General features: G+C 52.8%; 24 protein-coding genes and 1 pseudogene. 14 read left to right on the forward strand and 11 right to left on the reverse strand.

Annotation, left to right across the window (positions count from 1 at the left end; all coding sequences use genetic code 11):
- Positions 1–281: 281 nt before the first annotated feature.
- Positions 282–1,295, reverse strand: a complete 1,014-nt coding sequence (gene adhP / locus BG55_RS04215; protein ID WP_034934635.1) for an alcohol dehydrogenase AdhP — start codon at positions 1,293–1,295, stop codon at positions 282–284.
- Between the two features lie 315 nt (positions 1,296–1,610).
- Here adhP and BG55_RS04220 point away from each other — a divergent pair, with 315 nt between their 5' ends.
- From BG55_RS04220 to BG55_RS04235, 4 genes are read left to right on the forward strand one after another with little or no spacing between them, the layout of a single operon-like run.
- A complete protein-coding gene (locus tag BG55_RS04220) occupies positions 1,611–3,224 on the forward strand; it encodes an MFS transporter (RefSeq protein ID WP_052018678.1) in 1,614 nt (537 codons plus the stop codon).
- A 22-nt stretch (positions 3,225–3,246) separates the two neighbouring features.
- Complete coding sequence (bglB, locus tag BG55_RS04225; protein WP_034934708.1) at positions 3,247–4,386, forward strand: beta-galactosidase BglB; 1,140 nt, start codon at positions 3,247–3,249, stop codon at positions 4,384–4,386.
- A 13-nt stretch (positions 4,387–4,399) separates the two neighbouring features.
- Positions 4,400–5,161, forward strand: a complete 762-nt coding sequence (gene kduD / locus BG55_RS04230) for a 2-dehydro-3-deoxy-D-gluconate 5-dehydrogenase KduD (RefSeq protein WP_034934641.1) — start codon at positions 4,400–4,402, stop codon at positions 5,159–5,161.
- A 44-nt stretch (positions 5,162–5,205) separates the two neighbouring features.
- Complete coding sequence (locus tag BG55_RS04235; protein ID WP_034934643.1) at positions 5,206–5,847, forward strand: RpiB/LacA/LacB family sugar-phosphate isomerase; 642 nt, start codon at positions 5,206–5,208, stop codon at positions 5,845–5,847.
- 81 nt (positions 5,848–5,928) lie between these two features.
- On the opposite strand, the gene BG55_RS04240 is transcribed toward BG55_RS04235, so the two are convergent.
- Entirely contained in the window at positions 5,929–6,201 is a 273-nt protein-coding gene (locus BG55_RS04240; protein ID WP_071994972.1) for a YdgH/BhsA/McbA family protein, read from the reverse strand.
- Between the two features lie 278 nt (positions 6,202–6,479).
- Here BG55_RS04240 and BG55_RS04245 point away from each other — a divergent pair, with 278 nt between their 5' ends.
- The 6 genes and pseudogenes from BG55_RS04245 (at position 6,480) to BG55_RS04265 (ending at position 9,666) form a co-directional block, all read left to right on the forward strand.
- Positions 6,480–6,932 carry an SgcJ/EcaC family oxidoreductase gene (locus BG55_RS04245; protein ID WP_034934646.1) on the forward strand — a complete coding sequence of 151 codons (453 nt, stop codon included), beginning with the start codon at positions 6,480–6,482 and terminating at the stop codon, positions 6,930–6,932.
- A 263-nt stretch (positions 6,933–7,195) separates the two neighbouring features.
- The gene (locus BG55_RS04250; RefSeq protein WP_034934648.1) at positions 7,196–7,543 is read left to right on the forward strand and encodes a hypothetical protein; all 348 of its coding nucleotides are present in this window, start codon (positions 7,196–7,198) and stop codon (positions 7,541–7,543) included.
- A gap of 286 nt (positions 7,544–7,829) precedes the next feature.
- Positions 7,830–8,020, forward strand: a pseudogene (locus tag BG55_RS23155) (transposase); the annotation flags it as partial.
- 126 nt (positions 8,021–8,146) lie between these two features.
- Positions 8,147–8,632: an Hcp family type VI secretion system effector gene (locus BG55_RS04255; RefSeq protein ID WP_034934651.1), complete on the forward strand. Its 486-nt coding sequence runs from the start codon at positions 8,147–8,149 to the stop codon at positions 8,630–8,632.
- Between the two features lie 21 nt (positions 8,633–8,653).
- Positions 8,654–9,265 carry a peptidoglycan recognition protein family protein gene (locus BG55_RS04260; protein ID WP_034934653.1) on the forward strand — a complete coding sequence of 204 codons (612 nt, stop codon included), beginning with the start codon at positions 8,654–8,656 and terminating at the stop codon, positions 9,263–9,265.
- Positions 9,266–9,321: 56 nt separating this feature from the next.
- Positions 9,322–9,666: a hypothetical protein gene (locus BG55_RS04265; RefSeq protein WP_152542619.1), complete on the forward strand. Its 345-nt coding sequence runs from the start codon at positions 9,322–9,324 to the stop codon at positions 9,664–9,666.
- A gap of 579 nt (positions 9,667–10,245) precedes the next feature.
- On the opposite strand, the gene BG55_RS04270 is transcribed toward BG55_RS04265, so the two are convergent.
- Entirely contained in the window at positions 10,246–10,716 is a 471-nt protein-coding gene (locus BG55_RS04270; RefSeq protein ID WP_034934659.1) for a VirK family protein, read from the reverse strand.
- 220 nt (positions 10,717–10,936) lie between these two features.
- Between BG55_RS04270 and BG55_RS23380 the strand changes: the two genes are divergently transcribed.
- Positions 10,937–11,062, forward strand: coding sequence for a hypothetical protein (locus tag BG55_RS23380; protein ID WP_268745050.1), 126 nt, complete (start codon positions 10,937–10,939; stop codon positions 11,060–11,062).
- 257 nt (positions 11,063–11,319) lie between these two features.
- Here BG55_RS23380 and mntP read toward each other — a convergent pair whose 3' ends face one another.
- Positions 11,320–11,889, reverse strand: coding sequence for a manganese efflux pump MntP (mntP, locus tag BG55_RS04275; RefSeq protein WP_034934661.1), 570 nt, complete (start codon positions 11,887–11,889; stop codon positions 11,320–11,322).
- Positions 11,890–12,288: 399 nt separating this feature from the next.
- Between mntP and BG55_RS04280 the strand changes: the two genes are divergently transcribed.
- Positions 12,289–12,531: a DUF1158 family protein gene (locus BG55_RS04280; RefSeq protein ID WP_034934663.1), complete on the forward strand. Its 243-nt coding sequence runs from the start codon at positions 12,289–12,291 to the stop codon at positions 12,529–12,531.
- 135 nt (positions 12,532–12,666) lie between these two features.
- Here the strand turns inward: BG55_RS04280 and mgtA are convergent, their stop codons facing one another.
- Positions 12,667–15,336 carry a magnesium-translocating P-type ATPase gene (mgtA, locus tag BG55_RS04285; protein WP_235192712.1) on the reverse strand — a complete coding sequence of 890 codons (2,670 nt, stop codon included), beginning with the start codon at positions 15,334–15,336 and terminating at the stop codon, positions 12,667–12,669.
- Between the two features lie 642 nt (positions 15,337–15,978).
- Between mgtA and BG55_RS04290 the strand changes: the two genes are divergently transcribed.
- Positions 15,979–17,427 (forward strand): alpha/beta hydrolase, encoded by a 1,449-nt coding sequence (locus BG55_RS04290; RefSeq protein WP_034934667.1) that lies wholly within the window; start codon positions 15,979–15,981, stop codon positions 17,425–17,427.
- Between the two features lie 50 nt (positions 17,428–17,477).
- Here BG55_RS04290 and BG55_RS04295 read toward each other — a convergent pair whose 3' ends face one another.
- From BG55_RS04295 to BG55_RS04305, 3 genes are read right to left on the reverse strand one after another with little or no spacing between them, the layout of a single operon-like run.
- Positions 17,478–18,533, reverse strand: a complete 1,056-nt coding sequence (locus tag BG55_RS04295) for an AI-2E family transporter (protein ID WP_034934670.1) — start codon at positions 18,531–18,533, stop codon at positions 17,478–17,480.
- Positions 18,533–21,640: an efflux RND transporter permease subunit gene (locus tag BG55_RS04300; RefSeq protein ID WP_034934673.1), complete on the reverse strand. Its 3,108-nt coding sequence runs from the start codon at positions 21,638–21,640 to the stop codon at positions 18,533–18,535. Before BG55_RS04300 ends, BG55_RS04295 begins: the two co-directional genes overlap by 1 nt.
- An 11-nt stretch (positions 21,641–21,651) precedes the next feature.
- Positions 21,652–22,752: an efflux RND transporter periplasmic adaptor subunit gene (locus BG55_RS04305; protein ID WP_034934675.1), complete on the reverse strand. Its 1,101-nt coding sequence runs from the start codon at positions 22,750–22,752 to the stop codon at positions 21,652–21,654.
- Positions 22,753–23,203: 451 nt separating this feature from the next.
- Here BG55_RS04305 and BG55_RS04310 point away from each other — a divergent pair, with 451 nt between their 5' ends.
- Complete coding sequence (locus BG55_RS04310) at positions 23,204–24,532, forward strand: MFS transporter (RefSeq protein ID WP_034934677.1); 1,329 nt, start codon at positions 23,204–23,206, stop codon at positions 24,530–24,532.
- Between the two features lie 59 nt (positions 24,533–24,591).
- On the opposite strand, the gene BG55_RS04315 is transcribed toward BG55_RS04310, so the two are convergent.
- The 3 genes from BG55_RS04315 to BG55_RS22770 form a co-directional block, all read right to left on the reverse strand.
- The gene (locus tag BG55_RS04315) at positions 24,592–25,143 is read right to left on the reverse strand and encodes a YagU family protein (protein ID WP_034934679.1); all 552 of its coding nucleotides are present in this window, start codon (positions 25,141–25,143) and stop codon (positions 24,592–24,594) included.
- Between the two features lie 382 nt (positions 25,144–25,525).
- Positions 25,526–25,780: an acyl carrier protein gene (locus BG55_RS04320; protein WP_034934681.1), complete on the reverse strand. Its 255-nt coding sequence runs from the start codon at positions 25,778–25,780 to the stop codon at positions 25,526–25,528.
- A 25-nt stretch (positions 25,781–25,805) separates the two neighbouring features.
- Positions 25,806–26,792, reverse strand: a 987-nt coding sequence (locus tag BG55_RS22770) for a hypothetical protein (protein ID WP_034934684.1), incomplete at its 5' end; no start/stop codon positions are given.

Consider the following 26,792-nt stretch of genomic DNA (forward strand, 5'->3'; position numbering starts at 1 on the left):
GATGAACAAAAAGGGCGGGGGAAGTGGCGATTTTTACTTTCAGATATACATTTATGCTGTCAACGCCATTAATCAAGGGAAAGTCGATGTTAAACAATACCGGTTGGTTGCTCTCATTGTTGTGGCTCACTGTCTGTAATTGTCTGGAGCCTGAAGCGCCTGAGCGTTCCAGTTTTTTTATGAGCGCCTGACAGGCGGCGGCTCTGCCCGGTCACCAACAGAAAAGGGGGCGATATAGCACTCGCCCCCTTTTTATCTATCGCTTGCTCCCAGCTCCGGGGCTACTTCATGGCGAAGTCGATAACCATACGTCCTTTAATTTTGCCTTCCAGCATCTCATCGAAAATGGTGTTAATGTCCTCAACCGGCCTTCTGGTCACGGTCGGCACCACTTTGCCCTCGGCGGCGAACTGGAACGCTTCCGCCAGATCTTCCCGTGTGCCAACCAGCGAACCCACCACCTGAATACCATCCAGCACCAGGCGTGGAATATTCAGGCTCATGGATTCTGGCGGCAGACCCACCGCAACCACCCTGCCCCCGGCGCGCATCGCATCCACCGCAGAGTTAAATGCCGATTTGGCTACCGCAGTGACCACCGCCGCGTGAGCGCCGCCGGTTTTCTCCTGGATGACCTTCGCCGCATCTTCCTTCGCCGGGTTAATCAGCAGGTCCGCGCCCATATCGCGGGCAAACTGTAACTGGGCGTCGTTGACATCTATCGCAATCACTTTGGCATTAAACACATTCTTCGCATACTGCAATGCCAGATTGCCCAGGCCACCCAGACCATAAATGGCGATCCATTTGCCCGGCTGAATGCCGGAAACTTTTACCGCTTTGTAGGTTGTCACCCCTGCGCAGGTAACACTGCTGGCCGCGGCTGAATCCAGACCATCCGGCACCTTCACCGCATAATCCGCCACCACGATGCACTCTTCGGCCATGCCACCATCTACGGTGAAACCGGCATTCTTAACATCACGACACAGCGTTTCATTGCCGGTGGTGCAATATTCACAATGACCGCATCCCTCATAGAACCAGGCAACGCTGGCACGATCGCCCACCTTAAGCGACGTCACTCCCGGGCCCACTTCTTTCACCACACCGATACCTTCATGTCCCAGCACCACGCCGGTGCGGTCGCCAAAGTCGCCATTTTTTACATGCAAATCAGTGTGGCAAACGCCACAACAATCCATTTTCAGCAACGCCTCGCCGTGTGCAAGGGCGCGCAGCTTTTTGTCCACGACGTCAACAGAGTGATCTTGATTTACCACGGCAGCTTTCATCTTCCATTCCTCTTTTGAGTGTTATAAGCACGTCTACTATAAGATGATTTTGCAAAGGAATTTTGATTCAGAACAGGATAAAAAATTCTCGACAACAGATTATAGCAACTGGAGATCGGCAGGATTGCAGGGATGCAAATTCAATAAAAATGAAACGCTATTTTATTAAATTAGTGAAGCTGTCCGGTATTTTCTTCCTTCTACCGCCATTGCCCCTTCACTGTTGGCAGAATCGCAAAGGTTTTCCTCCCTTCATCCTTCTACTTTACCCACTTCCCCCGACATCTCGCCGGGCGTGTATATAGGCTAATCAGGATGAATACTATGACGACACGTAAACCTGGAATGCTCAACTATCTGGCTTATGGATCGGGAGATTTTCTCGGCGCCGGAACGATGGCATTAACTTCAGCCTGGCTGTTGTATTTTTACACCACCTTTTGTGGTTTAAGTCCCATCCAGGCAACCTCCATCTTTGCGATGGCCCGTATTGTAGATGGCGTGGTCAGCCCGCTAATGGGCTATCTGACCGACCATTTCGGTGCCACCCGGCTCGGCAAACGCTTTGGCCGACGTAAGTTCTTTATTCTTATCGGTATTCCGTTGGTGTTCAGCTACAGTCTGATGTGGGTCGGCGATATGACCTATGTCTATTACCTGCTGACCTATTTGATCTTTGAAGTGGTCTATACCTCGATTCTGGTGCCTTATGAAACCCTGGTGCCGGAAATGACCGATGACTTTAAAGAGAAAACCAAATTTTCCGGCGCACGCATTGCGCTGGCGCAGCTTTCGGCTATCCTGGCCGCATTTTTACCAGGTATTCTGCTCAGCTATTTCGGCAAAGATAATCCTTTATCCTTCTTTTATTCCAGCCTGGTGTTCTCAATACTTTGTGCGCTTGTGCTGACCCTGGTCTATCTGTACACCTGGGAACGGCCAGCAGAGAAGAAATCCGCCGCCGCACTGGCCGATGAACAACAAAAACTGACGCTGGGTCAGAGCCTGCATCGTCTGAAGGTTGATCTGTTCTCCACGCTGCGCATCCGCATCTTCCGCCAGCATCTGGGGATGTATCTTGGCGGCTATATCGCCCAGGACGTGTTTAACGCCGTGTTTACCTACTACGTGGTGTTTGTACTGATGCAGAGCGCCACCGTGGCCTCCAATCTGATGGGCACGATGGCGATTCTGCAATTTGTTGCCGTTATCGGCATGATCCCACTGTGCATTCGCTTCGGACCAGCCCCCTCTTACCGGATTGTCGTGGTGCTGTTTGGCCTCAGCGCTTTCTCCTATGGCGTACTTTACTACGCGGGAATGAGCGATGTGTTCTCGCTGCTGCTGCTGATCTCGGCCGTAGCAGGTCTGGGACGCGGGGGCATCAACTATGTGCCCTGGAATATCTACACCTACATCTCTGATGTGGATGAAGTGATCACCGGCCAGCGCCGCGAAGGCATTTTTGCCGGGGTGATGACGCTGACGCGCAAAGCCTCTCAGGCGGGAGCCGTCATGCTGGTGGGCATTCTGATGCAGCTGTCGGGCTTTGTCACCGGCAGCAGTGAGCAAAACAGCACCGTCAGCCATACCATTCTGGCCATTCTCTGTGTGGGAACACTGCTGGTACTGCTGATGGGCTTCCTCATCTCTTTACGTTTCAAATTGAACCTGCAAACACACCAGATTCTGCGTAATGAAGCAGAAAAAATGCGGGTGGCAGGCGACATCGTTCCCAACGACATTACCCCCCTGGCACGCGCCACGCTGGAGATGCTAGCCGGTATGCCATACGAGTCACTGTGGGGAAACAACAATATTGGGTTTCTCAACCGCGACAAACCGGCAGCCAAAACGCTGTCCGCCAAAGCGGCTGAGGCAACAGTAAAAAATGCCAGCGACAACTTATCCCGTCCTGGCCAACTTTAGTAGATTCAGAGGATAGTGCATGATGGTGGTATATCCGGTAAAACACAGCCCGCTGCTGCGACAGCCAGAGCGGTTTATCGAAAGAGGGGAACTGCATCGGCTGATTAATAAGCTGGTGGATAACCTGGTCAATATTACCGATGAAACCGGCGAATTTCTGTTGCGTCTCGACGACGGCAGGGTGATCGATACCAAAGGCTGGGCTGGCTGGGAATGGACCCACGGCGTTGGCCTGTATGGTATCCACCAGTATTACCGGTTAACCGGCGACGATCGTCTGCGGCAGATTGTCGACGACTGGTTCAGCGACAGATTTGCCGAGGGCTCGACCACGCGGAACGTCAATACAGTTTGTCCCTTCCTGACGCTGGCGTATCGCTATGAAGAGACGCGCGATCCACGTTGGTTGCCTTACCTGGAAAGCTGGGCAGACTGGATTATGCACGCTATGCCGCGCACCGAACTGGCAGGCTTGCAGCACATCACCCTGGCTGAAGAGAATCATCAGCAGCTATGGGATGACACCCTGATGATGACCGTGCTGCCGCTGGCAAAAATTGGCAAGTTGTTGAATCGTCCAGAGTACATCGAAGAAGCAAAATATCAGTTTATGCTGCATACCCAGCATCTGATGGATAAAGAAACCGGGTTGTGGTTTCACGGCTGGACATTCGACGGTCACCATAACTTTGCCAACGCCCGCTGGGCGCGGGGTAACAGCTGGCTGACCATCGTTATTCCGGAGTTCCTGGAGTTGCTGGACCTGCCGGAAAACGATGCCACGCGCCGCTTCCTGCAACAGGTGCTGGCCTGCCAGCTGGCTGCACTGGAGCAATGCCAGGATGACAGCGGTCTGTGGCATACGCTGCTTGACGATCCCCATTCCTATCTTGAAGCCTCAGCAACCGCTGGCTTTGCGTTCGGTATGCTGAAAGCGGCACGTCGCCACTATGCCGACCCGCGCTATGTCGCCGTAGCAGAGAAGGCACTGAAGGGGCTGATCGCACGCATCAATGACGATGGCGAACTGACTCAGGTCTCCTTCGGAACCGGCATGGGCAAAGATCTTGAATTCTACCGCCAGATACCGCTCACCTCGATGCCTTACGGCCAGGCGATGGCGATCCTTTGTCTGGTGGAGTATCTGCACGCCTATCTCTGAATAAGGAAACCGCATGATTCTTGATGATTTTTCTCTTCACGGAAAGGTGGCCATCGTCACCGGATGCAATACCGGCTTAGGGAAAAGCATGGCAACAGGTCTGGCACAGGCAGGCTGTGACATTGTGGCGATTAACCGCAGTGAGCCGGTGGAAACAGCGGCAGAAGTCAACGCGCTGGGACGTCGTTTTCTCAGCCTGAGGGCCGACCTGATGAGGCAGGATCAACTCTCCTCCCTGTTGGAACGTGCGGTAGACGAAATGGGGCAGATCGATATCCTGGTGAACAACGCTGGCATTATCCGTCGCGAAGACGCGGTGGATTTCAGTGAACAGGACTGGGACGATGTGATGAACGTCAACATCAAGACAATGTTTTTCTTATCACAACGGGTGGCACGCCAGTTTATCGCTCAGGGCAGCGGCGGCAAAATTATCAACATTGCCTCCATGCTCTCATTTCAGGGCGGCATCCGGGTTCCCTCCTATACTGCGTCAAAAAGCGCAGTGATGGGATTGACGCGCGAGCTGGCTAACGAATGGGCTAAATACCATATCAACGTTAACGCGCTGGCTCCGGGTTACTTCGCCACCAACAACACAGAAAAGCTGCGTAAAGATGAAACGCGCAGTGAGGAAATTTTGTCCCGAATTCCCGCCGGGCGCTGGGGACAGCCTGAAGATTTAGCCGCCCCGGTGGTGTTTCTTGCCTCCAGGGCTTCTGACTATATAAACGGCTATACCCTCGCGGTGGACGGCGGCTGGCTGGCGCGCTGACCCCCGGACCTTTTAACGACTCAATGCTTAATGCAGGAGAGAACATGAATATTGCACTGATGATGGAAAACAGCCAGGCAGCAAAAAATGCCACGGTGTTGGAACAGTTGCAGGCCGTAGCTAAAGATAACCATGATGCGGTATATAACGTCGGAATGAGCGATGAACAGGATCACCACCTGACGTATATCCATCTTGGCATTATGGCCAGCATTTTACTCAACGCTAAGGCGGTGGATTTTGTGGTGACGGGTTGTGGCACAGGCCAGGGTGCGCTGATGTCACTCAATATCCATCCTGGCGTGGTCTGTGGTTACTGTATCGATCCGGCGGATGCTTTTCTTTTCGCCCAGATCAATAACGGCAATGCGCTTTCGCTGCCCTTTGCCAAAGGCTTTGGTTGGGGAGCCGAGCTGAATGTTCGCTATATCTTCGAAAAAGCCTTTACCGGCCGGAGGGGCGAAGGATATCCGGTCGATCGTAAAGAGCCGCAGGTTCGTAATGCCGGGCTGTTGAACCAGGTTAAAAGTGCGGTAATCAAAGATAACTATCTGGATACCTTGCGCGCCATCGATCCTGAACTGGTCAAAACGGCAGTGGGCGGCAAGCGCTTCCAGCAGTGTCTGTTTGAACAGGGTAAAGACGCAGAGATTGTTGCCTGGGTCAGACAGCTTATTCACGCCTGATTTAAATTTAATCAGCTGTGATAATATTCACAGCTGTTCAGTTGCCCCCTTCATTAATATTTTCCTGGTGAAGGGGGGATTTTAATCCCGATAGATGACGGCCGTTGCTCTGATAAAACTGGAGTCGCCCGGAGTATCAAAACTGGTAATACGATAGCGTTCGGCACCCGCATTGATTGCTTTTTCCCGGATGGCCTCCATCGCCTCATTTGGGCTGCCTCTGAAAGCGCTCAGACTCACCACCCCCATCTTTGTTAAACCCTGAGCCTCATACTGATTGACTGAGACGGCAGCAAAAGCTGGCAGGGAAAGCGAGCACGCGACAAAACCTATAATCAAATTATTTTTCATCATGTTACCCTCAGTAATTAACCTGAAGGCATCATACAAAAAACAAATAAGATAAATCTCTGCCACGAGTAAATTTAAGTATAATTACGTTTATATATCAGAAAAACTGAAGATTAAACCACATACATTAATTTTATAAGACACAGGAAATATCAGAAAAAATAACAAATAAAAGACTTATTTTAAATAAAAATAAATATCGAAAATTAAGAATATCTATTTAATTACTATTTAATATTCCGTGTTATCTTCTGGTCATTAATCACCAAGGAGATAACGCAATGAAAGCTGGAATTATTGGACTTATGGTTGCCGGAGTACTGACATCTTCTGTTGCTTTTGCTCAGGAAAATACGCCGTGCGTTAAGATGACTGAGTCTGAAGTGGCTGCAATGTTTGACCGCTGGAACGACTCTCTGAAAACCGGGGATGCAAAAACGGTATCAGAAAATTACCTGTCCGACGCCGTGTTGCTACCAACATTATCTGATAAGGTTCGCCTCACTGACGAAGAACGAATCGATTACTTCAAGAAATTCCTGGCTAAAAAACCCGTCGGGCACATTGACAGCCGGACGGTTCGCATCGGCTGCAACAAAGCCATTGATACCGGCACCTACACCTTCACCTTTGGAGACGGCAGTAAAGCCGCAGCACGCTATACCTTCACCTACAGCTGGAACGGCGAAAAGTGGTTAATCTCCACTCACCACTCTTCCGCAATGCCTGAATAAGATTTTTTCTCCACGTCCTGCGGGATGTGGAGAGTTTTTGCTCTGCTTCTGCCCCATCCTGTCAAAACCGGTTAACCCCGGACTGTGCCAGCCAGCCGTTGCCTGTTCCACCAGGCCTGAACGGTAAAAAATTGCTTCAATTGTTCGATCCTGCATGAAGTCGTGTTCTGATTCAGGCAAAATCCTGACCACGAGGTGCCTGGAGTGCTCGCCGTTACAGGCGCAAAATAAATTTTAATTTTTACCTTTGATAAGGAGCAGGTATGAAAAAAGTGGTGTTACTGCTCGCTGTTATAACAGCAATCGGTGCGGCCCATGCTGAAGGTGAAACTGACGATCCGGCACAGAGCTACATCGCTAACCTTTGTACTATCGTCACGCAGGAAAAATCCTCAGGCTCTGCCGACAGCTATATTGCCCGGTTAAAAACCCTCACCCCACCCGGTGACGCGGCGTCTCCCCAGCAGGAAGATACGGCATTCGATGAAGACGAGGCGAGAACCGTGGTCGCCGCGTGGATGAATCTGAATGAAGATCAAAAGAAAGTCGCACGTCAGAGCCAACAAGCCTGCCAGAATGCGACCTGGGACGAGTATCAGAGCCAGGATTGAGGGGCTGTTTTACGGCGTCTGGCGGGCCTTAATAAGCGTAAACCCGCCACAAAATCTCTCGGGCCGTTGAAATAGCGATAGAAAATCAGACGACAGGGGAAAACAGGCATTGGCCGAACCTCTTTTGCTCACTTCAGCCAGGCTGTTCTGCACGCAGATTAAAGAAGACGACTGGGATTTTTACAGATATCTGCTGACCTCCGCTGAAGTGCAATTCTACGTGTCAGATATGGCCTAAATTACAGAACCCGGTCTTTTTTCACATAATCGGGAGGCTCATCTTTATATAAAAAAGACTCGTTATACCAAAGAACAGATTGCGCATGTACTGAAGCAGGCCGAGACCGGCACTCGCGTCGGCGAAGCCCGTAAGAAGATGGGCATTCCTGAGGGTAATTTTTTAAACCAGAAGAAGAGATTTGCCGGTCGGGCGTGACAGACCAGCGATGCTTGTGGCAGCTGGAGAATGAAAAAAAGGGTGAAAATGTGATTGGCATAATGGAAATGTCAACAGCAGTCGAAGTTTGACCAACCTTTATTTAATATGTACCAGCTCAGACTTGATCTGAACTTATCGATTATTTTTACAGGGAAGCAGATACGATGGCACAGGACATCTTTATCAGAATTGAGGGTATTACGGGCGAATCTCAGGATGCAACGCACCGGGGAGAGATTGAGGTTTTACGGTGGGACTGGTCAGTCTTTCAGAAAAACAATATGCACTCCGGCAGTGGCGGTGGCGCCGGAAAAGCTAAGGTTAACGATTTATATTTTAATCACTTCATCGATAACTCTTCGACAACGCTTCTTCAGTACTGCCTGAGTGGTAAACACATCCCTGAAGCAACCCTAACGGTCAGAAAAGCCGGAGACTCATCACCTGTAGATTTTTTTAAAATCACTCTCCGCGAGCTAATTATCACTCGTGTCTTTCCTGTTGGATACAGGTATATGCCCATGCCAGTAGAGAAAGTGGGACTGGCTTTTTCAAAAGTAAAAATGGAATACCTGCCTCAGAGTGCAGAAGGTGGAAAAATGGGTGTGGTGGCGATGGGTTACGATATCAAAGCGAATTCATCCATCTAATCATTAATAAAGGAATATGAGATGTATATAGACGAGGATGGTTATATTTTTGATGAGCGTATAGAGAGAAAAATATTCAAGACCATAGAACGCGGCAGGCTGGGAAAAGTTAATGGTATTGTGGTGCATCAGACTCAAAGTCCCACAGTACAAAGTACCTTTAACAGCTACAATAATAAAAATGCAACCGGTGCGCATTTTTTAATAGATAAGAACGGTAAAGTTTATCAAACAGCGTCGTTATTTAAAGTGACCTGGCATGTTGGCTTGATGAAGTCCAGATGCTTTTTAAAGAAGAAATGCAAACCTACTGAAACCGCATTGATAAGTTTGCATAACAGCCCATGGAAAAAAACAACATTTAAGAATATCTATGACATAGAAAAGGAAAAAAACTTTCCTGAAAGATTCCCCAATAACAGTGACAGTATAGGCATAGAGCTTGTTGGATTGGCCACAGGTCCTAAGGGAAAAGAAGTTTTCGAAACGGTTACAGACAAGCAGAATGAATCTCTTAAATGGTTAGTTCCGGAACTGGCCAGGGTATTCAGAGTATCCATGAGTGAAGTTTACAGACATCCCGATATAGGAAGAAAAAATAAAACGGAAGCGAGTACAGCACAATGGGACTAAAAAAAATATTCATATGTTCAATCCTTTTTTCTCTTCCTTTATTTAGCCTGGCAGGTATGAAAGTTATTCGTCTGGAGATACTGGAAAGCGGTCACCCTGTGGAAGACACTAAAGACGATCCGAATAACTATAAGGTAGTTTGTAAAGGCTGGAACCCCACAGAAAAGCAATTAATAGATTTTTTTGCTAAAGCGCAGATATCAGATCAAGGTTATGGGTGGCTTCATGAGTATTACTCTCCCTGCATCGCTACCGGCACTGTCACATTCAAAGACGGTTCTTATGGAGAGTGGGGTATATATGATACTGGATATGGATCTGTAGATTTTAAGGACAAGACCGATAAAATCATAAAACAAAAATATTTCCTCAACTTAAAAAGCAAATGGCTTGAGGATTAGATCAAAAGAAAAAATCTGTTATTAACAGATTCTTGATGATAAATGGAGATTGTTCAAAGTTCTGTATTTTTTTATTATCGGTACACAGCCTGAAGGCGGCATATATGGGATGTGCTAACTCGGATCTGATCTGACAGTTACCGGTTATTCATACAGGTGTCTGTCAGATTAAATCTGGTCAGATTCTTTTCTGCCCAGACCCGTTTTCCATCAAGTAAAGTGACCATTGGCGCACTTCAGAAGAACATTTTCCCCCTGAGGAGTTCGCTCATTATTGTAATGCCACAGCAAGCTATTCATGTCCATTTACAGACTTTCCGGGTCTTCATATAGCTTCTTGCGGAACTTAATGTGATGCTAAATTCATACAGCAATAGCTAAATCTGCGCATTCACCTCCTGAGCAATCTCCCAATCAGGCGGCATCCGGCTACGGCAGCTGAAAACCCACACCCCGATTAATTGCGCGGGTTTCCGGCCATAAGTTGATTGTCAGACGAAGCGTATAAAACGACTTCTGCCCTGCTCCTGCCGGGAGTCCGGATGCTTCCACACCACGCCATACCGGCAGAGAGGACTGTCAGGACGCGGTATAAAATTGTGCGTCGCTACCAATTTTGCAGTTCCAGGTGACCGGAGAAAAACCGCCAGGTTGTTGCGATGCGCCCGAAGAGGCCACAGATGAGTATCTTTTCGTTTCGATAAGCAGGTGGTTGTCCGGCATGATTTTGTAACGCGTGAACTCAACTTCTGGTGAGCCGCCCTTGTCACTCAGCCGCTGATGGTAGTCAGAAAAAATAATATATTTGTCGTCAGGGATCAGGAAGCTGTCGATCACCAGACCGCCGATCATTTTGATACTGCGCGGCTTACCATCGCGTTGACCTTCACAGTGGTCAAATGTGGTGACCATTCTGACCGCTTTGCCCGTGCTCAGCGCGGATTTGATCGCCTGATAGTCACCAAGAGAGGTGGATGATGCAGCGTAAGCTGCCACGCCGTAACTGCTGATACCCGCTAATACAGCGGAAAGTAATATCTTTCTGAACATTAAACACAGCCTCCAGTAAGAGAATAAAATTTCCAAAAAAACAGCGTGATAAAATTAACCTGAAAAACCGGAGGGAACAACCGCTTAAGACTCTGGCCCGGATGGTTAAACCGGCCACTGTGTTAGCAGTCATATCGTTGTGGACTGTCAGAATAAGCAGTTCAGGTTAGTAAGCTGTGATGTTCAGGACATGGCGGGAGGGGATGTTATTGGCTTTTAAATGGGATTAGAGGCTGGTGGCTGGTGGCTGGTGGCTGGTGGCTGGGGGCTGGTGGCTGGTGGCTGGTGGCTGGTGGCTGGTGGCTGGTGGCTGGTGGCTGGATGGACTGGCCCGGTCATTCCCTGACCGTACTCACAGAGGGTATCTGCATCAATTTCAGTACATTGCACCAGGCGGAACGTGTCTGAAGGTTTCCACATAACAACGGGCAACATAGTTAAAAAATCGTTTCATCTCGTCTCCGATTCAAATTTTGTTGATTTATTACAGGAAAAATTATAACAACCGAATCTTTCCGCAGCAATAAAATTTGAACCAGATCACAAATTTCTTTAAATCAGCAAAAGCATCAGCAGGCAGATGCTGACCTGCTCACTATTTTCTCAGCCCAGCAGGCCCAGATGTTCCACCAGAATACTGCCGCCAATACCAATCAATACCACGCCACCGAAAATCTCAGCCCACTTGCCCATTACCGGACCAAGGAAACGGCCAAGCAAAATGCCGATAGATGCCATGATCATTGTCGATGCGCCAATTGCCAGCGCGGTGGTGACAATATTGACCTGCAAAAATGCCAGACCAACCCCAACCGCCATCGCGTCCAGACTGGTCGCCACCGCCGTCGCGGCAAGCAGCCAGAAACCATGTCGTTGTGGTGCTTCTTCTACTACCTCTTTTTTGCGGAACCCTTCCACAATCATTCGTGCACCCAGCACAAACAGCAGGGTAAATGCCACCCAGTGATCCCAGGCCATAACGTAGCGGCTGGCAGCCAGCCCTACAGCCCAACCAATCAGCGGCGTCAGGGCTTCTATCACACCAAAAATTAACCCGGTGCGCAGCGCTTCTTTCAGGCTCGGACGGTGCAGACTGGCACCCTTACCGATTGCCGCTGCGAAGGCGTCCATCGACATGCCAAACGCCAGAATGAGAGTTGCATACAAATTCATTGTGGTTATACCAACTTGATAGCTGAGTCTCCGCTCAGGCCTCAAAAGAACAAATCTCGCGGGAAAAATAAGCACGAGAAGCTGAATGAAGAACGCATCCTGCCATGAATTTTTGCAAAAAAAAAGACAATAAAATCAGGGATTTGAGTATAGCCACGGCTATACTTTTTAACGAATGCTAAACACTCGGCGTAAATGAGAAAGAAAAAGCCTAAAAGAATTACCGCGTTAGCGTATTCGCCCCTGCGCAGTTCAGGGGCTTTTTTTGTCAGAAACAGCCCAAACTTGCCTGAAAATTTTACCGGGCGGAAAGAAGAGTCCTGCCAGTAAAAGTCAGCAGGATTGAACCAACCGGCAGATTACCGGACAATGCCCGTCACTGACCGGGATGGAATGCCAATGAAAAACCCTTTTCTGACTTTTTTAATGCCCATGAGCACCCTGATGCTGGGCTTTCTTTCCGCCTTACTGTTGCCGGCTCCCTGGTTTGGCCTGAGCCTGACGCATAAGCTGGTGGAAACCTTTCACCTGAGCGATGTGGGTCAGCTGTATACGTTAGTGTTCTGCCTGTGGTTTTTACTGCTGGGGGCGCTGGAATATGCAGTGATCCGCTTTATTTATCAGCGCTTTTTCAAGGTGTGAAATGCGGGCGGATCACTTATCCGCCCTGGTAGTCAGGCCGCCAAAACCATTAACAGCCCGTTAGCAAAGATCACCAGCGCCACAAAAAACAGCACAATAGTGGTCACCACGTTGTTATTCTTCATTCTTTTCTCCTCAGAACCACTGTCCGAAACGACGGATATAGAGTTGTTTCATTCCCTGGGCGACCACACAGTAGCCAAACAGGGTTGCCACCAGCCACGGGAAGTAAGACCAGGGCAGTGGAACCAGGCCAACCGCATGTCCGAAAGGTGAAAAAGGAATATAAATACCCAGCACCATCACCAGACCGGTCATCAGCAGCACCGGCAACGCCGCACGGCTCTGAATAAACGGAATTTTACGGGTGCGCAGCATATGCACCACCAGCGTCTGGGACAGCAGCCCTTCAATAAACCAGCCGGACTGAAACAGCGCCTGATGCTCCACGCTGTTGGCCGCAAACACGTGCCACATAATAAAAAAAGTGGTGATATCAAACAGCGAAGAAGTCGGGCCGATCCACAACATAAAACGGCCAATATTTTTCGCATCCCATTTGCGTGGTTTACGCAAAAACTCCTTATCCATTTTGTCCCAGGGCAATGCCAGTTGAGACAGGTCATACATCAGGTTCTGGATCAGCAGATGGATTGCCAGCATCGGCAGGAATGGAATAAATGCGCTCGCCACCAGTACGGAAAAGACGTTGCCAAAGTTAGAGCTGGCGGTCATGTTCAGGTATTTAATGATATTGCCAAACGTCTCCCGCCCTTTGATAACCCCCTCTTCCAGCACCATCAGGTTTTTTTCCAGCAGGATAATATCGGCCGATTCTTTGGCAATATCCGTGGCGGTATCGACCGAAATGCCAATATCCGCATCACGCAGTGCGGGGGCATCGTTGATGCCATCTCCCAGAAAACCCACGGTGTGACCATTATGCTGAAGCGCCTGTAACACCCGGGATTTTTGCTGTGGCGTCAGACGGCAGAAGATCGTCCGGGTTTCGACCTGACGGGAAAGTTCGCCGTCATCCAGCCGTTCGATTTCATTGCCACACAGCGGTTCACCGGGTTCCAGCCCGACATCGCGGCAGATTTTGCTGGTGATCACCGCATTATCTCCGGTCAGCACTTTTACCGTCACACCATTTTCATGCAGCGCAGCGATCGCCTGCTGGGCGCTCTCTTTAGGCGGATCAAGAAAAGTCAGCAGACCACAGATAGTCAGCTCACGCTCATCTTCTTTACTCAGCGGCATACGCAGCGGGCAATCCCCCAGGCAACGCTCCGCAATCAGCAACACGCGAAAGCCCTGCTGGTTCAGCGTTTCGACCTGCTGACACCATTGGGAACGGGCAGCAGCATCCAGCTCCCGGCGCACACCTGCATCCATCCAGTGACTGGCAACCGCCAGCATTTCATCCACGGCGCCTTTGCAAATCAGCTTCTGCTGATTATTTTCGTCAGCGACCACAATCGACAGGCGGCGACGTTCGAAATCAAACGGCAACTCGTCAATTTTGCGATAGCGCCACAAACCACTGACCGCCAGATTACCCTGACTGAAACTGAGGATCGCTTTGTCCATCAGGTTTTTCACCCCGCTCTGGTGACGGCTGTTCAGCCACGCCAGCTGCAAAACCTGTTCATTGTTGCGGCCGTATGCATCCAGGTGCTGCTCCAGAATGATACGGTCCTGAGTCAGGGTGCCGGTTTTGTCGGTACAGAGCACATCCATCGCGCCGAAATTCTGGATAGCATTGAGCCGTTTGACCACCACTTTGCGCCGGGACATGGCAATCGCCCCTTTCGCAAGATTGGAGCTGACAATCATCGGCAGCATTTCCGGGGTTAAGCCCACCGCCACCGCCAGCGCAAACATCAGGGCATCGGTCCAGTCACCTTTGGTAAAACCATTGATGAACAACACCACCGGCACCATCACCAGCATGAAACGGATCAACAACCAGCTGACGCTGTTCACGCCGCGATCAAACGCCGTTTGCGGGCGGCTGCCTGTTACCGATTTCGCCAGCTGACCGAACCAGGTGTGGTTACCGGTTGCCACCACCACCGCCGTCGCCGTGCCGCTGGCAACATTGGTTCCCATCAGGCAGATACCCGGCGTATTCAGCACGTCAGCCTGCTCCGTGGTCATGCTCTCCACACCCTCCGGCGTGGCGTGATATTTCTCAACCGGGATCGCTTCTCCGCTCAGCGCGGCCTGGCTGACGAACAGATCGCGTGAGGAAAGCAGACGCACATCTGCCGGGATCATATCGCCCGCCGAGAGGAAGATAATGTCGCCAGGCACCACATCCTGTAGCGCAATTTCCATCCTTACCGGCTGCGCCGTTTCGCTGCTGCGACGAATAACCGTGGCGGTGGTGCGCACCAGAGATTGCAGCGCTTGCGCCGCCTTGTTGGTGCGGTACTCCTGCCAGAAACGCAACAGGCCACTGAGGGCGACCATCACCAGCATGATGGTCACGCCGGTCAGGTCGGTCTCTTCGCCTTTGCGCAGCGGCAGCAGGTAATCAGTGAAATAGCTGATCGCCGCCAGCGCCATCAGCACCCAGATAAACGGATTATTGAAAGCCCGGAACAGTTGCAGCAGCGCATGAGGCGCTCTCTCGCTGGCAACCTGGTTTTTACCATGCTCCAGCAGACGTTCAGCGGCATCTTCTGAGGTCAGGCCGTGGCGTTGGGTGTTCAGACGGGCCAGCGTGCCGTCGGCACTTTGGGTGATCTCGCTGGCAATGGCTAAGCTGCGGGCGAGTTTTAAGTTGGCGTTATGCATTTTCATTTGCCAGATCCTTAATTTTATTTTTGTTCAGGCGCGGGGAATCTCTCCTGCGCATGAGGATGTTGGTTTTTTTTGGGGATCGGGACGGGGCAGATAGCCCGGAACAGCGCGGTAAATTACAAGCGTCAGCCGCGCTCAGTTGGGCCTGTGTGCCATCGCCCGCCGCTGGTCGGAGGTTCTTTCATAATGCAGTCCTCTCCCGGCAATACGCGGGAAAAATGTAAGGAGCAAAACGGGGATGTGACACAGGAATGAAGTGAAACACTGCCCGCCGGTTTTTTTTCGGCAAGCAAACAACGGAGTTGGCTTACCTCAGAGGTTAAAACTTAAGGGGTGACTGTCCAATCGGGTTCTCCATTGATGAAATCGCCGCCACTATAATTCTGCCCGCCGGGGATGTAAACCCTCGATAAAAAGAGCGTTTCTAAAAAAAATCATCAACAATCATCTATAAAACATAACGTTAAGAGATAATAACCGGAAATAACTACCTCTTTCTTACCTAAACCCTTTATCAACCATTTGCATTTAGCACTGAAGTGCGTACTTTGCATTCCCGCAGACAAATGACAGGATCAACACCCGCTATCGGATATCACTTTACAGTCAGGCGAACAGATCAGGAGCAAGACGACAATGCTGAACAGAACCCGTATCTGGTTAATACGCTCGCTGATTATTGTGCTGTTAATGCTGGTCGCGTTGCTGATTCTGCGCATTGCGCTAACCGAGCGTGGCCCCGATTTGCAACCCTGGCACAAGTGGATCCCGCAGGAACTGAGCAGCAGCCAGACAGACCGTTCAGACTGGGCCGGTTACCTGCAAAACGAGCAGAAAATCTTTGACGAGATGCGGCGCAACGTCAGCAGCAAAATCAGCGATGGCTCACCGGAAATCCTGAACCGCTATGCCCCGGACAGCCCCGTTTATCCGGAGCATTTCGCCACCAACTGGAATCGCTCATATCAGCTGTTACCGCAGGGAACACCGCGCGGGGCGGTGGTTTTGCTGCACGGACTGACTGATTCACCCTATAGCCTGCGCCATTTAGCCTTTCATTATCAGCAGAAAGGCTATGTGGCAGTGGCGATTCGCCTGCCAGGCCACGGCACGGTGCCTGCCGCACTGACCCGCGTCAGATGGCAGGAGTGGATGGCGGCAACCCGGCTGGCGGTGCGTGAAGCCAGGCAACGTATTCCACCCGGCGCACCGTTGCAACTCATCGGTTTTTCCAACGGCGGCGCGCTGGCGATGAAATATGCGCTCGATGCGCTTGACGACCCGACCCTGCCTGCCCCCAGCCATCTGATTCTGATTTCCCCAATGATTGGCGTCAGCCCCTATGCCCGTTATGCCGGGCTGGCCGGACTGCCTTCGCTGCTGCCCGCGTTTGCCCGTTCGGCATGGCTCAGCATCCTGCCGGAGTTCAATCCGTTTAAGTACAACTCCTTTCCGGTCAGGGCCGCGCGTCAATCCTGGTTACTGACCAACGCCTTACAGACGCAGCTGCATCAGGCCCGGCAGAATCAACGTCTGAACCGGCTTCCACCCGTTCTGACTTTTCAGTCGGTAGCGGATGCGACGGTGAGCACCCCTGCGGTGGTCAATGGTCTGTACAACCTGCTACCGGCGAACGGCAGCGAGCTGGTGCTGTTTGATGTTAACCAGTCGGTACATCTGTCACCGTTAATGCGCAGCAGCGCCAGGCAGGCAGCTGAAAAGTTGCTTCCGCCCACGCCGCGTCGTTATACCACCACGCTGGTGACCAATGCCTCGCCGCTGAGCGGTGACGTGGTGGCCGAAACGACCCTCGCCGGAGCGACCACGCTGAGCAGACAGCCGCTGGGTCTGAGCTATCCCGCTGATGTCTATTCCTTATCCCATGTGGCGCTGCCCTTTCCCGTCAGTGATTCCCTGTACGGCAGCGCGCCAGCGCATCCCAATGAATTTGGCATCAGTTTCGGACGGCTGGCACCACGCGGTGAGCGTTCCGTACTGATCGTCAGTCTGGATATGCTGATGCGCCAGTCTTCTAATCCCTTCTGGCCGTGGATGGTGCAGCGGGTGGATCAGACGCTGCAATAGCCGCTGCGCCCGCGCACCGGTGCGTCGGGCGTGGAAAACGGTTTAACCGCTCAGCGCGAGGGTTCCTCATCCTCAGCAATCAGGCCATCGCAGAGCAGCAGGGCCAGCGGCTCTGCTCCCGGCGTCTGCTCCAGCACGATTTTTACCACAATGGTCAACGGCACCGACAGCAGCATCCCTACCGGACCAAAAAGCCAGCCCCAGAAAATCAATGAAAGAAACACCACCAGCGTGGACAGCCCCAGGCCACGCCCCATCAGTCGGGGTTCCAGCATGTTGCCGATGAGCAGATTCACCAGCAGGTAGCCTGCGGTAACCAGCAACCCTTCTGGTATGCCCTGAAAGATGAGCACCTGAATAATCGCCGGCACCGCGGCGATAAAAGAGCCAATGTTGGGGATGTAATTGAGGACGAAAGCCAGCGCTCCCCACAGCAGGGAAAAACGCACATTCAGCGACAGCAACATCAGCCACACCACCACGCCGGTCAGCAGGCTGATGGCGGTTTTTAACACCAGATAGCGGCTGATGCCGTCGAGTGCGCGCTGGATAGCGGCCATACTTTCAGAAGGACGGTGGAAAAGATTTTGCAGTTTACCCGTTAACAGCGGCACTTCGAACAGCATAAATACCACGGTCATCAGCAACAGAAAAATAGCGGACACCGCGCCAGAAAGATTCGACAGCACCCGGCTGACCAGATTGAGCGCCAGATTCGGATCCACCATAGTGACCAGTGCCTCGGTGGAAACGGGCACCCCAAGATGCCCCGCCATCTCCTGCAATTCCAGCAGCCATCCCAGCATTCCCGCACGGTATTGCGGCAGAGTACGGGCAAAATCATTCAGCATACTCACCAGCGTTGCCAGTAACAGCGCGCCTGCCAGCACGATCACCCCAATCAGCAGCGAGACGCCCAGCACACGCGGCACGCCAATACGCTGCAACAATCTGACCAGCGGATTGAGGATCACCGCGACAAACACGGCCAGAATAAAGGGCACCACCATCTCCGCACCGGCCCGCAATCCGGCCAGAATAATCACCAGCATTCCGAGCATAACGATAATGTTAAATGTGCGTTCCCGCTCAATTATTCGCGCCATTATCTTGCTCCACGCGGCCTTTTGCTCCACTCACGCAGACGCTGAATATGCAGATAAAGGGCCGGGATAAATACCACCCCGACCAGCGTTGCCACCAGCATCCCGCTAAACACCGTAACGCCGATAATCTGCCGACTGGCGGCCCCCGCGCCGGTCGCCAGCACCAACGGCAGCACGCCGAGGATCAGTGAAATGGCGGTCATCATCACCGCGCGAAAACGCTGTCTGGCCGCCTGCCGGGCAGCCTGGGCAATACTGTCCCCCTGTTCATGCCGCTCGCGCGCAAATTCAACGATCAGAATGGCGTTTTTCGCAGCCAGCCCGGTCAGCAACACCAGCCCAATCTGGGCATAGACATCGTTGGCAAAACCCATCAGATGCAGCCCGGCCACGGCACCGCCTGCGGCAAAAATAACCGAAAGCAGCACGGCCAGCGGTACGCTCCAGCTTTCATACTGCGCCACCAGAAACAGCCAGGCGAAGATAATCGCCGCGAGGTAAATCAGCACCGCCTGATTGCCGGTCTGCTGCTCCTGAAGTGACATGCCGCTCCAGCTGTAGCTGTAACCGGCGGGTAACGCCTGCGCCAGCACCGCCTCCATCGCCTGCATTGCCTGGGCCGAGCTGATGCCCTCCGCGCCGGAGCCGTTGATCGACAGGGCCGGGAACTGATTGTACTGCATGATATATGGCGCGCTGGTGGACGGCGTCAGCGTCACCAGTTGATTCAGGCTGACAGCATGACCGCTGTCGCTGCGTACGGTCAGCTGCATCAGCTGATCGCTGCGCTGGCGGAAATCGGGATCGTTTTGCAGCTGAACCCGAAACTGACGGTTGTTGAGCGTGAAATCCCCAACGTTGCGACCACCCAGTGAGGTTTGCAATACGGAGAAAATGCGGCTGACCGGGACGCCCAACAGCGCAGCCCGTTCACGGTCAACCGACAGCGTCATTTCAGGCACGTTAGCACTGAAGGTGGTAAAAACGCGGCTGAGTTGCGGATGCTGATTGGCAGCCATAATCACCTGCTGCCCGACCTGCGCCAGCGCCTGCGGCGACTGTCCTTCCATGGCCTGGATTCGCAGATCAAAACCTGCGGCATTGCCTAATCCGCTGATGGCCGGCGGGACAAAGGCCATGATGCTGGCCGTCGGGATAGCGGCCAGCTGCCGCTGAAGCTGCGGCAAAACCTGCGCCACGGGTGGGCGTACCTGCCAGTCTTTTAACATCACGATAGCAAAGCCACTGTTGGCGGCGTTACCTCCCCCCAGCAGGCTGAAGCCGGTGATGTTAATCACATCCTCCACCGCCGGATTCTGCTCAACCAACCGATAAAGGTCTTCCATCACCTGCTGGGTGCGGGGTAACGCGGCACCATCGGGAAGCTGAACATTCACAAAGATATAACCGTCATCCTCTGCGGGCAGAAAACCGCCCGGCAGTTGCTGATAAGCCAGCCAGCTAACCCCACCCGCCAGCAGCATGATGGCAACCGTGGTCAGGGCATAGCGGCTGACCTTGTCTGACAGCAAGACATAGCCATCCCGGACGCGGTCAATCACCCGGTTTACCAGCCCGAATACCCCCTGCACCGGGGCAGTACGCCGTTTTAACAGACAGGCGCAGAGCGCTGGCGTCAGCGTCAACGCATTCACACTGGAGAGCACCATCGCAGCCGAGAGGGTCACGGCAAACTGACGATAGAGCTCACCGACGATCCCCGGTAGCACCGCAATCGGCACAAACACCGCCAGCAACACCAGCGTGGTGGCCACTACCGGCCCGGCGATCTGCCCCAGAGCCTTGATCGTGGCGGTCGCAGGCGTCAGTTCGGCATCATCTGCCAGCAGCCGCTCGACGTTTTCCACCACCACAATGGCATCATCCACCACGATGGTCAGCGCCAGAATGATGGCAAACAGACTGAGGGTGTTGGCCGAATAGCCAAACAGCAGCAGCACGGCAAAGGTGCCCAACAGTGATACCGGCACCGACAGCGCCACAATAAAGGTGGCCCGCAGGTTTTGCAGAAATAACCACACCACAGCCAGCACCACAATCAGCGTCAGCACCAGCGACGTACCGATCTCTTTTAGCGTGGCGGTAATCGGCTGGGTGGCATCAAATTTGATCTGATAAGCCATATCCTCCGGAAAGGCCCGCGCCTGGCTGGCCATTTCGGCGCGAACCGCTTTCGCCACGTTAAGCGCATTGGCCTGCGGCGCAGGATAGACCATTAAAAACGCGCCCTGGGTGTTATTCAGCGCCGCATTGACCTGATAATTCTGTGCTCCCAGTTCGGTCCTGGCGATATCGCTGATGCGCACCGTGCCGCCATGCTGATTACTGCGCAGCACCACCTGAGAAAACGCTTCCGGGCTGATTAACCGCCCCTCGCCGCTGATGGTCAGGGTATTCTGCTGCGCGGCGGGGGTGGGTGCCGCACCGATCTGGCCCGCTGCCGCCTGCACGTTTTGCTGTTGTAACGCCTGAATCACCTCATCGGTGGTGATATGTAACGCTTCCATCCGCTGTGGATCCAGCCAGATACGCATACTGTAGTCGCGTGCGCCGAACACCTGTACATCCCCCACCCCGTTAATCCGCGCCAGCGCATCACGCAGGCGGATAGAGGTGTAGTTACTGAGAAAAAGGGGATCGTGGCTCTGATTCGGGGAAAGCACGCTGATCCCCAGCAGGATATTACTGGCGCGTTTGCGCACAGAAATCCCATTATTGTTCACTTCAGCAGGCAACTGCGCGGTCACCTGGGAAAGGCGGTTCTGCACTTCCACCGCCGCCATGTCCGGATCGGTGCCGCTGGCAAAGGTAATGGTCAGCTGGTAACTGCCGCTGTTACTGCTGGTGGACTCCATATAAAGCATGTTGCTGACGCCATTGATCTGCGCTTCGATTGGTGCCGCCACCGCCTGAGCAACATCACGGGCGCTGGCACCGGGATAGAGCGCGGAGACGCTGACTACCGGCGGAGTGATTTCAGGAAACTGCTCGACCGGGATCATTTTCAGCGCCACGCCGCCGACCAGGGCAATAACCAGCGCGATCACCATCGCAAAGCGGGGACGCCTGACAAAAAAACTTAACATCGGCAGGCTCCTTATGGCGCTTCGGTGGCGGTGACCGACATACCGGGCCGGACGCGTTGCACACCAGCAACAATCACCCGGTCGCCCTCATGCAGACCAGAGGTCACCACGTAGTGCTGACCCAGTTGCGCGCCGACGGTAATGCCAACACGCTCCACCTGATTCTCCACCACCTTCAGCACATAATAGCCCTGAGCATCCTGCTGAAGCGCCGCCAGGGGCAGCAGTAATGCGGCTTTCGCCTGGGGTTCCAGTTCAACGTTTACCACGCCGCCGGGCAGCAACAGGTGCTGCGGATTAGCAAATTGCAGGCTGACCGCCACCGTGCCCGTATGGCTGTCAATGTGATTATCAACCGAGACAAACTCCCCCCGCTGTGGGTAGTGCTCACCGTTGGCAAGTTGCAGCCGTGGCGTCAGCGCCTGACTGGCCTTGCGCACATCCGCCACCAGCCCCTGCTGGCTGGCGGCAATATAATCCCGTTCACTGACCGCAATCACCACCCGCACGGGATCAATTTCCTTCAGCGTCACCAGCGTACCCCTCGCCGGATTCACCAGGCTTCCTTCATGCACCTCGCTGTGTCCGGCACGACCGGTGACAGGCGCGGTAATGCGGGTAAAACCGAGGTTCAGACGCTGGGTCTGCAACTGCGCTTCGGCTTCTTTCAGTGCGGCAACCGCCATGTCACGGCTGGCAATGGCGTTGTCCAGATCCGACTGACTGACCACCGTGCCCGTCCCCAGACGCTGTAAGCGGCTGAGATGCTGGCGGGCGTTACTGGCCTGGGCGCGGGCATGGCTGACCTGTGCCTCCGCCCTTGCCAGTAAAGCCTGATGCTCAGCCGGTTCGATCGCAAACAGCAGCTGTCCTGCCCTGACCATTTCACCATCCAGAAAACCACGCTTAGCCACCATGCCTTCGGTGCGGGAAACGACATCCACCGCCCGCAGTGGTTCAATCCTGCCCAGATAGCGGGTAGTGGGTGCAACATGCTGATGCGTCAGCGTGACGACGGAAACCGCCGGAGGCGTGGCCGCAGGGGAAGATACACTCAGGACCAGCAGTAGCGGCAACAGCAAACGGTTGAGGATGTGGAATTTTATGATCATCTGGACAAAACCTTCCGGGAATGAGTCAGTAACGGTGGGGCAGAAGTCTATTTGCTGTACAGCAGGCTCAACCTGCTTTTGATCAGCAAAAGACCTTACGCAGAGCGCTAATTACCGTTCATTTAGGATTGATTTAGCGGAAAATGGCGGGTTGCGGAAAAGAGCCAGCTCATCTGAAGGCCACCCTGAAATGAGTTGAAAATCGCGTCAGCCGGCCATTTTTTGCGCAAAATTCAACATTTAAAGCTGACTGACACTTTTTATTACGCTTTGCTGGTGTTTATTACCATGAAAGTCATCATTCTCCCTGCCATCTCCCGGCAATTTTGCCATCTTTCGCAGGATCCTCTTTTCCCTTGCCGATGCGCCCGCCGGTGGGCTTTTCGCCATTGAATGCGCCAGAGCGGGTGCGTAAGATTCCTTTTTTACGTTTGAACTATAAGAAAGAGATATGCACGCTTCCATCGCCCCAAATCCAGACAGCGAACATGATGCCACTCCGGTAAACTCACGCGGAAAAGTGCTGGTCGCTTCGCTGGTCGGTACCGCCATTGAGTTTTTTGATTTCTATATTTATGCCACCGCAGCAGTCATTGTCTTCCCCCATATTTTCTTCCCGCAGGGTGATGCCACCGTCGCCACGCTTCAGTCGCTGGCTACCTTCGCCATTGCCTTTATTGCCCGTCCGATCGGCTCTGCGCTGTTTGGTCACTTCGGCGATCGCGCCGGTCGTAAAGTGACGCTGGTGGCATCGCTGCTGACGATGGGGATTTCGACCGTGGTGATTGGCCTGCTCCCCGGCTATGAAACCATCGGCGTCTTTGCCCCGCTGTTGCTGGCGCTGGCCCGTTTTGGTCAGGGGCTGGGTCTCGGCGGCGAATGGGGTGGTGCCGCACTGCTGGCAACGGAAAATGCCCCGGCGAAAAAGCGGGCGCTGTACGGATCCTTTCCTCAGCTGGGTGCGCCCATCGGCTTCTTCTTCGCCAACGGCACTTTTTTGCTGCTCTCCTGGCTGCTGAGAGAAGAACAGTTTATGCAGTGGGGCTGGCGTGTGCCCTTTATCCTCTCTGCCGTGCTGGTGCTGGTGGGCCTGTATGTACGGGTATCGCTGAACGAATCGCCGGTTTTCGCAAAAGTGAAAAAAGAGAAAAAGCAGGTCAAAGTGCCGATCGGTACATTGCTGTCCAGCCATCTGAAAGCCACCCTCCTCGGCACCTTTATCATGCTGGCGACCTACACGCTGTTCTACATCATGACCGTCTACTCAATGAGTTACGGCACCACGGCGGCCCCCAATGGTTTGGGTTTCCCGCGTAATACCATGCTGTGGATGTTAATGCTGGCGGTGATTGGTTTTGGCGTGATGGTGCCCGTTGCCGGGCTGCTGGCCGACCGCTATGGCCGTCGCAAGACGATGATTGTGATTACGCTGGCGATTATCGCTTTCGCACTGGTCTTCCCGTCGATGTTGGGTTCCGGTCATCCGCTGCTGGTAATGGCATTCCTGCTGTGTGGCCTGAGCATCATGGGACTGACCTTTGGTCCAATGGGTGCGCTGCTGCCAGAACTTTTTCCCACCGAAGTGCGTTATACCGGCGCGTCGTTCTCTTATAACCTGTCGTCGATTCTGGGTGCTTCGGTTGCGCCATACATCGCCACCTGGCTGACCCACGCTTACGGTTTGTTCTGGGTAGGTATCTATCTGGCCACAATGGCCTGCCTGACGCTGTTTGCGCTGATTGCCAGCAAAGAAACCCGTCATCAGTCGCTGTACGACTGAAACTAAAAAACCGGCCGCCTGGCCGGTTTTTTTAACAGGTAAAGCATGGGATGTGCTGACTACAGCGTCCAGTTACCGCTTATTTTCTTCGCATAAATAGCCAGAACCGCGATCAGGCTTATCTCAATCGACACTGACCAGCAAATATGCCCAATCAGCTCACTCCACAGCTCGTAGCCGTTCAGATTCCACAGCCAGCCTGTTTTTCCCTCAATGTAGACCGGCTTTCTGAAACCCAGGGCCGGAAATAACAGGCCATGCATCACCAGTGTGATCAGGATTCCATAAAACGCCCCGTACCAGAGCCTGATTTTCGGCATCCACGCTGACAGGAAAACATAGACGAACGCAAAGATAAAACTGAACAACCAGTGATAGAGCATCACCGCGCCGGGGACCGTGACCTGCTGATAAACATAATCCAGCGAATGAGAGTTAATGCCGAATCCGCCAAGCCACGCATCGATATTCATCGCCGGTGGCGATATTTCACCCGGCACGCGCGGAGGCATATTGGGTTCCGAGCCGGATTTCACCAGCGAGCTGATAGCACCGCCAATAAAGGTTGCCCATAGCAACACGCGGATATTTATACTGTTCCAGATTTTCATAGATTGATGACTCACTAAATAATCAGCGAAAGAAACCGGGCCGTTCGATTTACAGGTGGTTAAATAGCCTGTTTGTGTCGGATGAGCCGACCACCACAGGCTTTGTTTTCACACCCAAAATTTTTACCCGGCGATGTGGCTGGTTATGTGGCAAATCTTCAGTAAAAGTTCCATTTAATTTCACAATATTGTGAAATTCCCGCTGCGTGATTAGTTGAGTACCAGCAACCAAACCCTTTTATCACCGCAAGTTAGGTTTTTTTTGGCAGAAAACGCACAACGATTAACCCATGAAACTATAAAATTATTGTGATGTTTTTCTGAATGCAGAGTGAGGCTGGCTTTAAAAGGACTGCCTGACGGCAGTCCTGAGTGGAAGTGGTCAGGCTTCAGTAGCCGACATAAAATGACGCACCAGACACGCAACGGTTAATGTTGGGGTAATTTCTGATTCTTCAATCACCACGCCATGCCCTTCAAGCTGCATCAGCAGATCAATCAGCTCAACAGAGTCCATCGCCAAATCGGTGATCAGGCTGTCATGCAGCCCGATCTGGTTTGCTGGCGTACCATTAACGCCCTGAATTAACTGGCATATCAGTGAAAATGCCTGTTGTTGATTATGCGCAGAGTTCATCTCTCACCTTCGGCTTCTCCCTCATTTATCTGGCTCTGGGCCCCTGAAACCAGGTGGATTCTGCGGTGCGGTCCTCCGCAGAAATGCGATCAGCAAAGTCAGAACCGCTGTCCGGTTTTTTCGCCAGTGCCACAAATGCCTGTTGCAGTTCATTACTCTCCAGCTCGGCAGCTTTCGCATCGGTATGCTTTTTAACGTATGCCCCCCGGTCTATGCTATTTCTGCGATTGAAAACATCCACAGTATTCCAGGTGGTGTAAATTCGCTGGCCAGATGAATCAACCGCTTTGGAAGACGGGTTAGTGGATATCGCGAGATCCTCATTCGCAGGCTGGTTCCCGACGACGTTGGCACTCAATCCGGCATCAATGTTTATCGGGTCAGCTGGCAACTCATCCGTCAACCGGCTGGTTTCCTGTTGCGCAGAGGGTTTAACGCTCTGGTTCGCAGCACCTTTTCTGGTGGCCTCTTGCTGCTCCGTGAATAAAGCGATTTTCTCAGCAACAGATGACCCGGAGGGCTTCAACGAGGGCTGGCGTTCTTCCGTCTGCCCGTCACCGTTTAAACGCGGGGTTGCCTCATTTTCAGCAGACGGCTGCCTTTTTGCAGCATTACGACGTGCGATCTCCTGCTGGAGCTCATTTAACAGATTGTTTTTGCCTTCAGGGGCAGAAACCGGGCCCCCTTTCGCCACCGGCTGGCGTTCTTCCGCCTGCCCGTCACCGTTTAAACGCGTAGTTGGCTCATTTTCAGCAGACGGCTGCCTTTTTGCAGCATTACGACGTTCAACTGCCTGCCTGATCTCAGCTGCCAGATTGCTTTCGCCTTTAACTGAAGAATCTGTGGCACCTTTCGCCAGCGGCTGGTGCTCTTCCGCCTGCCCCTCACCGTTTAAACGCGGGGTTGCCTCATTTTCAGCAGACGGCTGCCTTTTCGCAGCATTACGACGTTCAACTGCCTGCCTGATCTCAGCTGCCAGATTGCTTTCGCCTTTAACTGAAGAATCTGTGGC

This window comes from Erwinia mallotivora (assembly GCF_000590885.1).
Classification (GTDB): domain Bacteria; phylum Pseudomonadota; class Gammaproteobacteria; order Enterobacterales; family Enterobacteriaceae; genus Erwinia; species Erwinia mallotivora.